At 53.3% G+C, this 15,257-nt stretch carries 11 protein-coding genes; 2 read left to right on the plus strand and 9 right to left on the minus strand.

Going from position 1 to position 15,257, the window contains the following annotated elements:
- Positions 1–74 precede the first annotated feature (74 nt).
- A complete protein-coding gene (locus ACI4OH_RS10435) occupies positions 75–881 on the minus strand; it encodes an amino acid ABC transporter substrate-binding protein (RefSeq protein ID WP_439784716.1) in 807 nt (268 codons plus the stop codon).
- A gap of 361 nt (positions 882–1,242) precedes the next feature.
- Between ACI4OH_RS10435 and ACI4OH_RS10440 the strand changes: the two genes are divergently transcribed.
- Complete coding sequence (locus ACI4OH_RS10440; protein WP_435720883.1) at positions 1,243–4,668, plus strand: pyruvate carboxylase; 3,426 nt, start codon at positions 1,243–1,245, stop codon at positions 4,666–4,668.
- Positions 4,669–4,748: 80 nt separating this feature from the next.
- Here the strand turns inward: ACI4OH_RS10440 and ACI4OH_RS10445 are convergent, their stop codons facing one another.
- Genes ACI4OH_RS10445 through ACI4OH_RS10460 form a run of 4 tightly spaced genes read right to left on the minus strand, consistent with a single transcriptional unit; the run spans position 4,749 to position 9,378 of the window.
- The gene (locus ACI4OH_RS10445; RefSeq protein WP_439784717.1) at positions 4,749–5,969 is read right to left on the minus strand and encodes an ABC transporter permease; all 1,221 of its coding nucleotides are present in this window, start codon (positions 5,967–5,969) and stop codon (positions 4,749–4,751) included.
- Positions 5,959–6,678 carry an ABC transporter ATP-binding protein gene (locus ACI4OH_RS10450; protein ID WP_432646824.1) on the minus strand — a complete coding sequence of 240 codons (720 nt, stop codon included), beginning with the start codon at positions 6,676–6,678 and terminating at the stop codon, positions 5,959–5,961. Before ACI4OH_RS10450 ends, ACI4OH_RS10445 begins: the two co-directional genes overlap by 11 nt.
- Before the next feature lie 19 nt (positions 6,679–6,697).
- The gene (locus ACI4OH_RS10455) at positions 6,698–7,849 is read right to left on the minus strand and encodes an efflux RND transporter periplasmic adaptor subunit (RefSeq protein WP_439784718.1); all 1,152 of its coding nucleotides are present in this window, start codon (positions 7,847–7,849) and stop codon (positions 6,698–6,700) included.
- On the minus strand, positions 7,846–9,378 hold the full coding sequence (locus tag ACI4OH_RS10460; protein WP_435720887.1) for a TolC family protein: 1,533 nt from the start codon (positions 9,376–9,378) through the stop codon (positions 7,846–7,848). Before ACI4OH_RS10460 ends, ACI4OH_RS10455 begins: the two co-directional genes overlap by 4 nt.
- Before the next feature lie 156 nt (positions 9,379–9,534).
- Here ACI4OH_RS10460 and recQ point away from each other — a divergent pair, with 156 nt between their 5' ends.
- Positions 9,535–11,313 carry a DNA helicase RecQ gene (gene recQ, locus ACI4OH_RS10465; protein WP_435720888.1) on the plus strand — a complete coding sequence of 593 codons (1,779 nt, stop codon included), beginning with the start codon at positions 9,535–9,537 and terminating at the stop codon, positions 11,311–11,313.
- A gap of 79 nt (positions 11,314–11,392) precedes the next feature.
- Here recQ and ACI4OH_RS10470 read toward each other — a convergent pair whose 3' ends face one another.
- From ACI4OH_RS10470 to ftsE, 4 genes are read right to left on the minus strand one after another with little or no spacing between them, the layout of a single operon-like run.
- A complete protein-coding gene (locus ACI4OH_RS10470) occupies positions 11,393–12,538 on the minus strand; it encodes a S41 family peptidase (protein WP_439784719.1) in 1,146 nt (381 codons plus the stop codon).
- 16 nt (positions 12,539–12,554) lie between these two features.
- Positions 12,555–13,676 carry a murein hydrolase activator EnvC family protein gene (locus ACI4OH_RS10475; RefSeq protein WP_435720889.1) on the minus strand — a complete coding sequence of 374 codons (1,122 nt, stop codon included), beginning with the start codon at positions 13,674–13,676 and terminating at the stop codon, positions 12,555–12,557.
- A gap of 16 nt (positions 13,677–13,692) precedes the next feature.
- Positions 13,693–14,580 carry a permease-like cell division protein FtsX gene (ftsX, locus tag ACI4OH_RS10480; protein WP_435720890.1) on the minus strand — a complete coding sequence of 296 codons (888 nt, stop codon included), beginning with the start codon at positions 14,578–14,580 and terminating at the stop codon, positions 13,693–13,695.
- The gene (gene ftsE / locus ACI4OH_RS10485; protein ID WP_435720891.1) at positions 14,570–15,256 is read right to left on the minus strand and encodes a cell division ATP-binding protein FtsE; all 687 of its coding nucleotides are present in this window, start codon (positions 15,254–15,256) and stop codon (positions 14,570–14,572) included. The genes ftsX and ftsE overlap by 11 nt, the downstream gene beginning before the upstream one ends.
- Position 15,257 lies beyond the last annotated feature (1 nt).

The raw sequence follows: 15,257 nt of genomic DNA on the forward strand, positions 1-15,257 counted from the left end.
AAAAAGGCTTGACGAATCAAGCCTTTTCTTATTTATATTCCTTAATTATATTCCTTAATAATAAGGAGCGTTCGTTACTTCGTGATGTCCTTGCCAAACCACTTTTCCGAAATCTTGGCCATCGTGCCATCGGCCTTCATCTCATTGAGGACCTTCTGGACATCATCGCGCAGAGCCGTGTTGTCCTTGGCAAAGGCAATGCCGAACTGGCTGACAGGACCGACTGCCACATCGACGGCATCGATGGAATCCGGATGTTTGCTCATATAGTAACGTCCGACGATTTCATCACCGACAACCGCATCGATACGGCCGTTCTCGAGGTCCATAAAGGCCGTGACGAAGTCAGAGTACTTCTTGACTTCCTTGACATCTTTCTTGAAAAAGTCCGTCTTATCCATGTATTCCTCGGCAGTCGAAGCACTCTGCGTGCCGACCGACTTGCCGGCAAGGCTCTTTTCGTCCGTAATATCCGTGCGGCCCTTCTTGACAAAGATAATCTGACGGTTGTCCATGTAAGGATCCGAGAAGAGCATGTTCTCTTTGCGCTTCTCCGTGATGTCAAGACCATTCCAGAGAACATTGACGCGGCCGCTCTTGAGTTCCGCTTCTTTACTCGACCAGTCAATAGCCTTGAATTCTACTTCACGGCCAAGGCGTTTCGAAGCCTCTTTGGCGAGGTCAACATCGAAGCCCGTGATCTCATTGTTTTCATCCTTAAAGCCCATCGGCGGGAAATTATCGTCAAGACCGACAATGATTTTGCCCTTATCACCTGAGCCAGAACCATTATTGGCAGCTTTCTGGCCGCCGCAGCCCGTGACAAAAGCAGCCGTCATAACGGCAGCGAGCCCCAGTGCGAGAATCTTCTTCCACTTCATAGTAACCTCTCCCTATTTATTTCTTTACTCAATTAAAGGATTAACATGATGTTATTATACGGAATCTCTACAGCGATGTCAAGTCAATGTCAAAGAATCGTTATAATTTTTCCCGTTTATCCGTTTCCCATGGTCATTTGTATCTGAATTTGCAATTTGCGTCAAATTGTATACACAATACTTTATTTTTATTACAAAATCAATTTTATCTATTGACTAAATTCTGCACTTGCCTTATGATAGGGGCTGAACAAAGAAATAACCGCAGCTCAATGCTGAGTACAAGCAGTAACACAGCTGCGGTTTTATTTCAATCACGTATGTGAAATTATTAACTTTATTCGCTGAGGAGGAGAGTTCTATGAAGCCAATTCATAAGATATTGGTACCAAACCGCGGAGAGATCGCCATCCGTATTTTCCGTGCCTGCCATGAGCTGGGCATCCGCACCGTTGCTGTCTATTCCAAGGAAGATGTCCTGTCCCTGCACCGCAGCCGCGCCGATGAAGCATATCTGGTAGGCAAAGGCAAAAAACCGGTCGACGCTTACCTTGATATCGAAGACATTATCCGCATCTGCAAGGCACACGATGTCGATGCCATCCATCCGGGCTATGGCTTTCTCTCCGAGAACGCCCAGCTCGCCAAACGCTGCGAAGAAGAGGGCATTACCTTCATCGGCCCGAAAGTCGAACATCTGCAGATGTTCGGCGATAAAGTCAATGCGAGAATTCAGGCTGAAAAAGCTCAGATTCCAATGATTCCGGGCACGAACGGCGCCGTCAAGGACTTCGCCGAAGTCAAGGCCTTTGCCGAGAAAGTCGGACTGCCGGTCATGATCAAGGCCATCAATGGCGGCGGCGGCCGCGGCATGCGCCGTGTTGACCGCATGGAAGACCTCGAAGAAGCCTTCAACGAAGCCCGCTCCGAGGCAAAACGCGCCTTTGGCGATGAGGATGTTTACGTCGAAAAATGCATTCTGAACCCGAAACACATCGAAGTTCAGATCATGGGCGATACCCACGGCAATGTCATCCACCTCAATGAACGCGACTGCTCCATCCAGCGCCGTCATCAAAAAGTCATTGAGATGGCGCCGGCCTGGTCCCTGCCAAAGGCATTCCGCAAGAAAATCTGCGATGCAGCCTTGAAAATTATGAGAAATGTTCATTATGTCAATGCCGGCACGGTCGAATTCCTCGCCGACCAGGATGAAGAACACTTCTATTTTATTGAAGTCAATCCGCGTGTCCAGGTCGAGCATACGGTCACCGAGGCCATCACGGATATCGATATCGTCAAAACGCAGATTCGCGTGGCAGAAGGCTATGCCCTCTCGGATCCGGAAATCGGCATCAAGAGTCAGGAAGATGTCCCCTGCAACGGCGTGGCCATCCAGTGCCGCATCACGACCGAAGATCCACAGAACAATTTCATGCCGGATACGGGCAAGATCAACGACTACCGCAGCGGCGGCGGCCCCGGCATCCGCCTCGATGCCGGCACGGCTTATACCGGTGCCGTCATCACGCCGTATTACGACTCACTGCTCGTAAAAGTCACGGCCCATGCGAGCACGGCCATTGAGACCATCCAGCGCATGCTGCGCTGCCTTGATGAATTCCGCATTGGCGGCGTTAAGACGAATATTTACTTCCTTAAGAATATGCTCATGGACAAGCATTTCCAGGCAGGCACCTGCAACGTCAATTACATTGACCACAATCCGGAGCTCCTCCTGGATCCCCATGTCGTCGATGAACCGGGCACGAGCCTCCTGTCTTACATCGGCGATGTCACGGTCAATGGCTTCCACGGCAACGGCGCGAACCCGAAGCCTAGATTTGCTACGCCGGAAAAACTCGATGCCAGCAATGAAGAATGCCCAGCCGGCACGCGTCAGCTCCTGCAGAAGCTCGGACCAGAGAAATTCTCCAAGTGGATTCAGGAACAGAAACAGGTCCTCTTAATGGATACGACCTACCGCGATGCCCATCAGTCCCTGCTCGCCACGCGTATCCGCACCAAGGATATCATGAATGCCATCCATTACACGGCCTGCAAGGTTCCGCAGATTTATGCCTTCGAAGACTGGGGCGGCGCTACTTTCGATGTCGCTTACCGCTTCCTCGATGAAGACCCGTGGGAGCGCCTGCGCAAGATGCGCGCGGCTGCGCCAAACATCCTGTTCCAGATGCTGACGCGCGGTGCCAACGTAGTCGGCTACACGAACTATCCGCCTGAAGTCATCCGCCAGTTCCTGCGCCTTGCAGCCGAGAACGGCGTCGATGTGTTCCGCATTTTCGACTGCCTCAACCAGCTCGACCATATGACCTTGTCGATTGATGAAGTCCGCAAGCAGGGCAAACTTGCCGAAACGGCCATCTGCTATACGGGTGATATTCTCGACGGCAGCCGCCAGAAATACTCCCTGCAGTATTACACGAATCTCGCGAAGGAAATGGCCAATGCCGGCGCAAATATCATCGCCATCAAGGATATGGCAGGCCTTTTGAAGCCGGAAGCGGCTTACGCTCTCGTTTCGGCCCTCAAAGATGCCGTAGACCTGCCGATTCACCTGCACAGTCACGAAGGCGGCGGCTGCACGCTCTACAGCTACGCAAAAGCCATCGAAGCCGGAGTCGATATCGTCGATGTCGCAACAAGTGCACTCTCCGGCGGCACGAGCCAGCCGTCCATGACCGCCCTCATTCAGGCTCTTTCGAATAATCCGCGCCAGCCGCAGATGAATATCGAAGAACTCGAGAAAATTGACCGCTACTGGCAGGTTGTCCGCAGCTACTACGCTGGTGTCGACGGCAAGATGACGAGCCCGAACACGACGGTCTTCCAGCACGAAATGCCGGGCGGCCAGTACACGAATCTGCGCCAGCAGGCCAAGGGCGTCGGCCTCGGCGACAGATGGCCTGAGGTCTGCCGCATGTACGCTAAGGTCAACCAGATGTTTGGCGATGTCATCAAGGTCACGCCGTCCTCGAAGGTCGTCGGCGATATGACGCTCTTCATGGTTCAGAACAACCTGACCGAGAAGGATATCTTTGAACACGGTGAGACACTCGACTTCCCGAAATCCGTAGTCGACTTCTTCGATGGCAAACTCGGCATCCCGTACGGCGGTTTCCCGGAAAAACTGCAGAAAATCATTCTGAGAGGTGCACAGCCTCATCTCGAAACGCCGCCAGAGCCAATCGACGAAGTCAAGATTGGCGCGGATATGCTGGCCCTGCGCATGCCGGACAGCGAGGAATCCGTTTCAAGCTACTGCATCTATCCAAAAGTTTACAAGGATTATATCCAGCGCTTCCATAAATACGGCGACCTCTCCATCCTCGATACGCCGACTTACTTCTTCGGCATGAAGCCGGGCGAAGAAATCTGGGTCCGCCTCAATGGCAAGATGGTCCTCATTCGCATGAACTACATCACTTCGCCGTCCGACGACGGGTTCCGCGAAATCCAGTTCGAGGTCAACGGCATGCCGCGTGAAATCCGCGTCCGCGATAAGGCTGCTTCGGAGGAGACAACAGTGATCCGTCAGGCAGACCCGACTGTACCGGGCGAAGTCGGTGCAACGCTTTCGGGCTCTGTCCTGCGCCTCATCGCTGCCAAAGGCGATGTCGTCAAGAAGGGCGATCCTCTGATGGTCACGGAAGCCATGAAGATGGAAACGACGATCACGGCGCCAATCGATGGCGTGGTCGAAGAAATCTACGTCAAGGCCGGCAGCCGCATCAGCTCCGGCGACCTGCTTGCTACGATTCAGTAAATCCTCTGCAGCACATAAAGACATACAAAAAAGGACTCCTATGAGTCCTTTTTTATTGCCCTATTCTATAAAGATACAGCTTATTCATAACGCAGGGCTTCAATCGGGTCGAGCTTCGCTGCCTTGCGCGCTGGATAAATGCCGAAGAACAAACCAATGCCGACAGAAAACACAAACGAGACAATGATTGGCGTCGCTGTAATAACCGTTGTGAAATTGCCGAATTTCGAAATCAGCTGCGAAGCGCCAATGCCGACAAGAATGCCGATGAGGCCGCCGATGACGCCGATGACCATGGATTCGATGAGAAACTGTGTCATGATATTCATGAACGTCGCCCCTAAGGCCTTCCTTATGCCGATTTCACGCGTTCGCTCCGTGACGGAGACCATCATGATGTTCATGATGCCGATGCCGCCGACGAGCAGCGAAATGCCGGCAATCGCACCCAAGAGCAGCGTCAGCATCGAAGTCGACTGACTGACCGTTTCCATCAGACTCGTCAGATTGCGTACGGTAAAATCATCTTCCTTGTTGCCGGCGGTCAGATGATGGCGCTGGCGCAAAAGCGTCTCGATATTTTCCTGTACCTGGTCCATTTTCGTCGCATCCGATACCTGTACATTGATGGACTGCACATACGTAATGCCGAGCATGCGCTCCATCGCCGTCGTGATGGGCACGTAAATCATATCATCCTGGTCCTGCCCCATCGAGGACTGGCCTTTGCTTGCAAGAAGTCCGATGACTTTATACGGCTGATTGTTGATGCGGATGTTCTGGCCGACCGGATTTTTCTCTTCAAAAAGATTTGCTGCTACGGTCGTACCGATGACGGCCACACGGCTGCGTTTATCCATATCATTCGTAGAAATAAACGAACCATTCGAAACAGAGAGCGAACGAATGGACATGAATTCCGGCGTCACGCCCTGCACGGTTGTATTCCAGTTCTGATTGCCGTAGACAATCTGATACGAGGACTGGACAGTCGGCGAAACGTAATCGATATCCTTGATTTTGCTTTTGATGGCCGTCGCATCGTCGTATTTGAGCGTCTGACGCGAACCTGCCGCACCGCGCACGCCGCCTTTATTCGAGGCGCCCGGCGAGATGATCAGCATATTCGAGCCAAGACTCGCAATGGAGTTCGTGACATTTGAGCGCACGCCCATGCCGACGGATACGAGCGCGATAACGGCGCCGACACCGATGATAATGCCGAGCATCGTCAGGAGACTGCGCATCTTATTGGCATACAGCGAAGTAAGGGCCATGATGAAGCTCTCACTAAACAACATCCATAACCACTCCCTTCCCTTCGTCGCGCGTGATGCGGCCATCGCGCACGAGCAGCTGACGGCTGGCACAGGCCGCAATCTCCGGCTCATGTGTGACGAGGATGATGGTCCTGCCCATTTCGTGCATATTCTCGAAGATTTCCATGATTTCTTTCGTCGACTTCGTATCGAGGTTGCCCGTGGGCTCATCGGCCATGATGATGTGCGGGTCATTGACGAGAGCCCTTGCAATGGCCACGCGCTGGCGCTGGCCGCCCGAAAGCTCATTTGGCTGATGGTCGCCGCGGTCGCCAAGACCGACAGCTTCTAAAAAATGCTGTGCGCGCTTCATGCGCTCGTGACGGCCAACGCCGGCGTAGACAAGCGGCAGGGCCACATTCTCTAGTGCCGAGATGCGCGAGAGCAGATTGAAATTCTGAAAGACGAAGCCGATTTTACGGTTGCGCGTGACAGCCAGCTGGTCGTCGCTGAGTCCTGCCACTTCCTCGCCGTCAAGCTTATACGAGCCGCAGGTTGGACGGTCGAGGCAGCCTAAGATGTTCATGAGCGTTGACTTGCCCGACCCCGACGGCCCCATGAGGGCGGCAAATTCGCCCTTATGAATGTCAAGGTCAATGCCGGCGAGTGCCGCCAGCTCCTCGCCGCCAATCTTATAGATTTTTTTGATGCCGCGCAGCTCAATGGTATTGACTTTTTCTGTTTCTGCCATGATGTTTTCCTCTCTGCGCTTACATCGGCGGACCGCCCATGCCGCCGCCCCTCTTCGAAGAGCTGGAACTCGTCTTCTTCGCGGTATACGTCGAGACGACATCTTCGCCTTCCTCAAGGCCCGACAGAATTTCAACATATTCGTCGCTGTAAATGCCCGTCGTCACATAGCGATTTTCCTGCGAACCATCGGCATTGCGCACGATGACGTAGGAGCCATTCGAATCCGTCTTCAGAACGGAAATCGGCACGGCGAGTACATTGGCTTTATCGGCCGTATTGATCTCGACGCGGGCCGTCATGGCCGGCAGCAGCAGGCTGTCAGGGTCATCGACATCGAGCGTGACATAATAGTAAATGACGCTGGCTGAAGAAGAAGCCGAAGAGCCCGAAGACGAGCTGGAACTCGTATCCCAGCTGTTGCTCGTATCGGTCTGCGAAATTTTCGAGACGCGGGCCGTAAAGGTCTTATCCGTATACGTATCAACCGTAAACGTCGCTTCCTGTCCAACTTTGACATTGCCGATATCCGTCTCATCGACCTTGGCCTTGATCTGTTTGCTTGAAAGATCCGCAATGCGCATGATGACAGTCGGATTGTCCGACGTCGATACGGCCATCGTACCAACTGTCTTCGGTTCTCCGACAACCGTGCCGTCAATTGGGGCCGTGATGCTCGTCTCCGCTGCGTCCGACTCGGCCTGTGCGAGAGCCGACACAGCCGTATCGTAATTCATCTGGGCATCCTCAAGCTGTTTCTGCGTATCGGCGCCGATGCTGTAAAGATAACTGATGCGGTCGTATTCGGCCTTTGTATTCGTGACTTTGTACTGCGCCTGATCCCTTTTGGCTTCATAATCCTTGGCGTCGAGCGTTGCCACGGTCTGCCCTGCCTTGACCTGATCATTTTCCTTGACGAGCACGCTCTTGAGTCTGGCCGTGATTTTAGAGCTGACCTCGACCGAATCGACTGGCTGGATTGTGCCCGTGGCCGAAACCGTCGATTTCATATCCATGCGGACAACCTTAGTTGTCTCGACAGCAGCAGTCTGTTTTGCGGCCTGCTGCCCTTCATAATACTTATAGCCATAAAAAGCACCGCCCGCAATAATCAGGACAGCAATGACGGCTTTGACTTTCCCCGGTATTTTCGGTAATTTCGGTATGTTCACTGAGCTGCCTCCCCTTCGGCTAAATCATTTGCGACCTGATCGGATGACACATCGCCGGATGCTGGCTTGTTCGCCTTGGCTTCCTTCGCTTTCTGCACGGCCGAAGCCAGATTCTTGGTATCTTTGTCAGGTTTTGCATTCGCCGGTGCAACCGGTTTCTGCAGTACCGCTTCAGACTCCGCCGCCACAGCAGCCTGCGCCGTATCGGCAGGCGTTAAGAGCATTTTGGCCGCAGCTTCCTTTTCATGGTCCGTGAGTTCAATGCCCATGGCATTCTCGACCGTTGCCTTATAGCGCGCATAATCGTATTCGGCGCTGATGTAGTTGAGGCGGGCCGTTGACAGAGCTTCCTGCGCATCAATGATATCGAGCATCAAGCCTTCGCCGGCACGGTATTTCTCCTTGGCGATGAAATAATCTTCCTCTGCCTGACGCACGGCATCGCCGGTCGAATTCAGGCGCTTCTCAGCCTCGCGCATGTTATAATAGGCCTGACGCACCGAAAGGTCGATATCCTCTTTGTCTTTCGTCAGATTGAGCTTCGCGATATCACGGCTGACTTCCGCCTTGCGGACCTTGGCACGTGTCAGACCGTTATCCCAAAAATCCCAGGAGAGGGTTGCCCCTGCTGAAAAATCGTAATCCGTCCCTGAATTACGGGAAGGCTTGAACGTGTGCGCCCAATCCGGCCCTGCACTGACGGTAACACTCGGGCCGAATTCGGCTTTGGCCGCTTTCAGGGCATCCTCCTGCTGCTGATATTTATACGTATCGACCAGCAGGTCCTTGCGATTGCGGTAAGCATAATCGATACAGTCATTCATATCGATATCAAAATGATCATACGAAAAATCAGATGTCAGGTTCAAGGGCTCACTGCGGTCCATATTGATATAATTGCGCAAAGCTGCCAAATCCACCTCGTAGCTGTTCTGCGCTTTGATGAGGTTCTGCGCGGCGTTGCTGAGCTCGACCGAAGAGCGGATGACATCGATGCGGGCCTTGGAACCGGCAGCATAGAGCTGCTGGACATTCGTATAATGGTCCTGATATTTATCAACCGTTTCCTGACGTACATCGACCGTGCGGCGCGCTTCCAGCGCATCATAATAGGCCTTGATGACACTGAGTTTAAGGTCTTCGCGGCTGCGTTCGGTCGAAAGCTTCGCTGCCTCAAGACCCAGCTTACTGCTGTCGATATTCGCTTCTGCCTTGCCGCTCGTATAAACGGGATACGATGCTGTCACCCCAAGAGAACTCTTGCTTGTATCTGTCTCAGAAGAACTGTGCGTCTCTGCACTCAGGGATTCTGAACCCTTGATCTGCAGGCCATTTTCGATTTTTGTCTGGTCAAGTTCGGCCTGAGCCGTATCCTCGTTCTTCTGCGTGATGCGCAGGGCTGTGTTTTGCTCCAGCGCCATATCAATGGCATCCTGCAGGGAAAGGTCCGCGCAGGATGCAGCCGGCATGCCAAGGAGCATCGCTCCTAAAAGCATGACGGTCTCCTTCCCGTGACGTCTTTTCTTCATGTATTATCCTCCCGATCAATCGACAAGTGATTCTATTCTGTTCTCAGTCCATGGTTATTATCTTATCATATTTTTTGCAACTATTATATGATAGAATAAGGATGTTGCTATCGATTTACAGGACAATTAAATATATATTAAAGAAAGGAGAAGATTATGCACAGTCCTTATTTTGAGCAGGCACGTCTCCTGCTCAAGCAGTATTACGGCTACGATGATTTCCGGCCTGCTCAGAAACCCGTCATCGAGAGCCTGCTCACGGGCCGCGACACGGTCGCCATCATGCCGACGGGTGCCGGTAAGTCCATCTGCTTCCAGATTCCGGCATTGATTTTCCCCGGCCTCACCCTCGTGATTTCGCCATTGATTTCCCTGATGAAAGATCAGGTCGATGCCCTCGCCGAGCAGGGCGTGCCTGCCACCTATATCAACAGCTCGCTCTCCTTCGATGAGGCCGATGCACGCCTGCGGGCCACTGCCAGCGGGCAGTTCAAGCTCATTTACATCGCTCCGGAGCGCCTTGACACAAATTACTTCCAATATGTTCTCGAAAAACAGCCCATCTCCATGGTCGCTGTAGACGAGGCCCACTGCCTCTCCCAATGGGGTCACGATTTTAGGCCAAGCTACCGGCAGATTGCCCCCTTCCTGCAGGCCCTGCCGCGCCGTCCACTCGTCTCGGCCTTTACCGCCACGGCCACGCCTGAAGTCCGCGAGGATATCGTACGCCTGCTTGGCCTGAATAGTCCCGCTGTGCACGTCACAGGCTTTGACCGCCCGAATCTCTATTTTGAAGTGCGTCGCGGCGAGGATAAAAAGAAATTCATCGAACGCTATCTCAAAAGTCACGAAGATGAAGCCGGCATCATCTATGCCTCCACACGCAAAGAAGTCGATGCCCTCTATCATCTGCTGCAGAAAAAGCATTTTGCCGTCGGACGCTACCATGCAGGATTAAGTGACGAAGAACGCGCCGCCGCGCAGGATGATTTTCTCTACGATAATCTGCAGGTCATTGTCGCGACCAACGCCTTTGGCATGGGCATCGACAAGAGCAATGTGCGTTTTGTCATCCACTATAATATGCCCAAAAATATCGAAGCCTATTATCAGGAAGCCGGCCGCGCCGGGCGCGACGGTGAGCCCGGCGAATGCATTCTGCTCTTTTCGCCGCAGGACACGATGACGCAGAAATACCTCATCGATATCTCGACCGAAGATGAAGAGCGCAAGCGCCATAATCTCGGACGCCTGCAGAAGATGGTCGACTACTGCCACACGCCCGAATGCCTGCGCCATTTCATCATTCATTACTTTGGCGAAGAAAATGTGCCGCTGACCTGTGATAACTGCGGCAACTGCAGGGCGGGCCTTGAAGAGCAGGACGTGACGATTGATGCACAAAAAGTCTTTTCCTGCGTCTACCGCATGCACGAACGCTTCGGCCTGAATCTCGTCGCACAGGTGCTCAAGGGCTCCTCGGATAAACGCGTCAAGGAGCTTCATTTTGACCAGCTTTCCACTTACGGCCTCATGAAAGAACGCAGTCTCGCTGACATCAAGCTCCTCATCCAGCGCTTTGTCGCCACGGACTACCTCGCGCTGACCGAGAGCAAATATCCCGTGCTGACCCTGCAGAAAACTGCTTACCCCGTGCTGCGCGGCCAAAAAAAAGTCTTTCAGGCTGTGCCAAAAGAAATCACCCGCAAAGAAGCAGCACCGGAGCTCTTTGAATACCTGCGTGCCCTGCGCAGGGAAATTGCCCTGCGCGACCATATCCCGCCTTATGTCGTCTTTTCCGATGCCACGCTCAAGGATATGTGCGCCGTAAAACCGCATACGCGTGACGAAATGCTGCTCGTCAAAGGTGTCGGCGAACACAAGCTGAAAAAATACGGCACGGCCTTCCTCGAATGCATCCAGAAACACGCTTAATTCCAGCCAAAAACGGGACGTTCCACGATATCATAGCTCATATCATGGAACGCCCCGTTTTTCTATGCTTTGTCAGGTTTTACTGCTGCTGCAGTTTTTCCTGCAGCACTTCTTTGGCTTTATCAAGCTGTACATCCGTCGTGGCATCTTCCGGCATCGGCACTTCGACATCCGGTTCAATGCCCGTGCCGTCGATGCAGCGGCCATTTGGCGTATAGTACTTGGCAATCGTCAGCTTGAGACCGTCATTGTGCAGCATCGGCACAACGACCTGCACGGAGCCTTTGCCATACGACTTCGTGCCGACGAGTGTGGCAGCGCCCGTATCCTGCAGGGCACCTGCGAGAATCTCGGAAGCACTCGCGCTGTTGCCGTCAATCAGGACGACAATGGGGTATTTGCTCTCCTCCAGTTTCGACTCATGAACTTCTTTCGAGCCGTCGCGTTCGACTACCGAAACAATCGGCCCCTTCGGCACAACCATGTTCGCAATGTCGACACAGCTCGTGACAAGGCCGCCCGGATTCTCACGCAAATCGATGATGAGGCCTTTCATGCCCTGCTGCTCAAGCGATTCATAAGCAGATTTGAACTCTTTGCCCGTATTCTCCGAGAACGAGGAAATGCGGATATAGCCCATGCCGTCACCGAGCATGACGCCCTTGGCCGTATCGAGCTTGATGGTTGCGCGCGTGATTTTGTAATCCTGTACCTCACCATTGCGGCTGATGGAAAGTGTGACTTCTGTACCGACCTCGCCGCGGATATGCATGGCCACTTCCTCCGGCTGCATCTCCGTAACCGGCGTGCCGTCAACAGCCGTGATTTCATCACCGGCCTGCAGGCCGGCCTTTTCGCCCGGCGTATCTTCAAGCACGGAAATAATGGTGACTTTATTATCTTTGAAGCCCATTGTCACGCCGATGCCGCCAAATTCACCCTCGGTGTGTTCCTTGAGCTGCTCGAACATATCTGCATTCATATAAATGGAATGCGGGTCCCCTAAGGACTGCACCATGCCCGAAATAGCGCCATCCATGAGTTTTGTCTCATCGACATCCGTCACGTAGCGCGTTTCGATGAAGCGCTTGACTCCGAGAAAGCGCACAATATCCTCTACTTCATTGGCATGAATGCCAAAGGCAAAGCAGAGGCCGGCAATCGTCAGGCCCGATGAAATCAGTGCTGTTGCCACGACGCCGATAATAAATTTTTTCTTGCTCATAATTTACATCCTCTTCTTAGAGATAGGAATACGGGCTGACGGGTTCGCCGTTTTGCCGCACTTCAAAATGGCAGTGCGGGCCCGTGGAATTGCCCGTCGAACCGCAGTACGAGATGACTTCACCCTGACTGACCTGCTGCCCGGCACTTACCGAGAGCGACTGATTGTGGCCGTAGAGGCTTGTAATGCCGCCGCCGTGGTTGATGATGACGGTATTGCCGTAGCCTGAAATCCAGCCGGCATATTCGACCGTACCGCTCTGCGCGGCATGCACCGGCAGGCCGTAATCGCCGCCGATGTCAATGCCGCTGTGAAACTTCCGCGTCCCCGTGATGGGATGGACGCGCCAGCCAAATTCGCTGGTGACAGGACCTGATATCGGCCAGATCATCGCGCCGCTGCCTAAGGCAGGCATATTTCCCATGCCATCGCCGCGCAGCATTTCACCAATCTGTCGCGAGGCGCGCATGAGCTCGTCATACTGCTGGTCAATGAGATTTTTATCCGTCTTGAGCCGCTCAATGAGGGCTTCGCGCCGCTTTACTTTTTCTTCCATGTCCGCGCGGGCCAGATGAGCTTCTTCCTCCTGCTCGGCCTGCGTTGCACGGTCCTGCTCAAGGCCGGCCTGCCGAAGTTCCATGCTGTCTTTTACTTCCTGCACATCCTTCACGAGTTCATAATCCTCGCGGATGATGCGTTTCAAAAGGTCCATGCGCGTCAAAAAATCCTGAAAATCTTTCGCCCCAAACAGCACATCGAGATACGAAATCTGGCCGTTGATGTAAATATCGCGCACACGCCTGCCAAGGCGCGCCTGCTTTGCCTCATAATCCTTCTGCAGGGCAGCAAGCTCTGTTTCATTTTCCTTGATGCGTGCTTCCGTTTCATCGAGTTCTGCCCTGCGCTCTTTATGCTTTTCTATGGCCGCGTCAGCAGCTTCATCTAAAGTGCGTTTTTCCTCCGATATATTGTCAATCTTAGTCTGCAGTTCATTGCTCTGCTGGAGTTTAGCCGCAGCCTGACTCTCGTAGCTTTCAGAAGTACCGCGGTCATCCGACAGAGCCGCAGCCAGACAGGGCATCTGGAAAAGCAGTACTGCCGCCGTCAGGCATGACATCGTTTTTTGCCAATCTCGCATCAATCCCGCCTCCTGTTCAAACCTTCAGGAAACGCTTGAGCGAAATCAGGGAGCCGATGGCACCAATGAAAATGCCCGAGCCCACAATAGCCAGCGTTATATAATTCATAAACGGATACTGCGGCAGCAAAGGAAAAAAGGCCAGTGTGCTGTAAATCTTGGCTGCCATGGCTGCATAAAAGCTGCGCAGGGCCACGGCGGCGATAATACCGCCAATGCAGCCGAGCACGACTCCTTCCAGAAGGAACGGCCAGCGGATAAACCAGTCCGTCGCACCGACGTATTTCATGATGGCAATTTCCCTGCGCCGTGCAAAAACCGTCAGGCGAATCGTATTCGAGATGATGAACAGCGTCGCCGCACCCAAAAGAACCATGAGCACAAGGCCGAAAATGCGCATGAGCCTCGTGATATCAAAGAGATGTTCGATGACATCCTGCCCATATTTCGCTTCTTCGACACCCGCCATGGAAGAAATCGCGCCGGCCGCGGATTCCACTACAGCAGGTGTTGTAACCGTCACTTCAAATGCGTCGGGCAGCGGATTGTCCTCAGACAGGGCGTCAAGCAGATACTTCTGGTCGCCTAATCGTTCCTTCAGGCGTTCTTTCGCTTCCTCACGGTCCACGTATGTCACGGTGTCAATGCCCTGCAGGGATTCAATGTCATACTCAAGCTGCCGTTTTTCGCGGTCCGTCAGATGATCTTCAAGATACACGCTGATTTGCACCTGTGATTCGAGCATGCCGGCCAAGCGGTTCATATTGAGCACGAGAATCAAAAAGACGCCGAGCACAAAGAGCGAAACCGTCACCGTGCCGATGGAGGCAAACGTCATCCAATTATTGCGCCGCAGGGAATGGAATACCTCCTGAATGAAATACTCTCCTGTCCTAAGCTTCATAGCCATAGCCTCCCCGCGCCACATCACGCACAATATGACCATTTTCGATGGCCACGACGCGGCGCTGCATCGTATCGACGATGGTCTTGTCATGCGTGGCCATCACGATGGTCGTGCCGGCCAGATTGATGCGATTGAAAATATCCATGATATCCCAGCTCGTCTCAGGGTCAAGATTGCCCGTGGGCTCGTCGGCAATGACAAGGGCAGGGTCATTGACAATCGCCCTCGCAATGGCCACGCGCTGCTGCTCACCGCCTGAAAGCTGGGAAGGGAAGCAGCGGTATTTATCGCGCAGGCCCACGACATCGAGCACAGCGTTGACATTGCGCTGCATGAGCCGGCGCGGTGCCTCAATGACCTGCATGGCAAACGCGACATTTTCAAAGACCGTTTTGTCCGGCAGCAAGCGGTAATCCTGAAAAATAACACCGAGTCCGCGCCTGAGGTACGGAACCTCGCTGCGTTTCATATGAACGACATCATGGCCATTGACAAAGAGACTGCCGCTTGAAGGCAGTTCCTCGCGAAACAGCATCTTGATGAATGTAGATTTGCCGGCGCCGCTGGCCCCGACGATAAAGACAAAGTCCCCCGCTTCGATATCGATGTTCACGTGGTCGAGAGCCACGGCACCATTCTCGTAAATTTTGGAGACATCGCGCATCCGGATCATG

Source organism: Mitsuokella apri (assembly GCF_051886055.1).
In the GTDB taxonomy this organism is placed as follows: domain Bacteria; phylum Bacillota; class Negativicutes; order Selenomonadales; family Selenomonadaceae; genus Mitsuokella.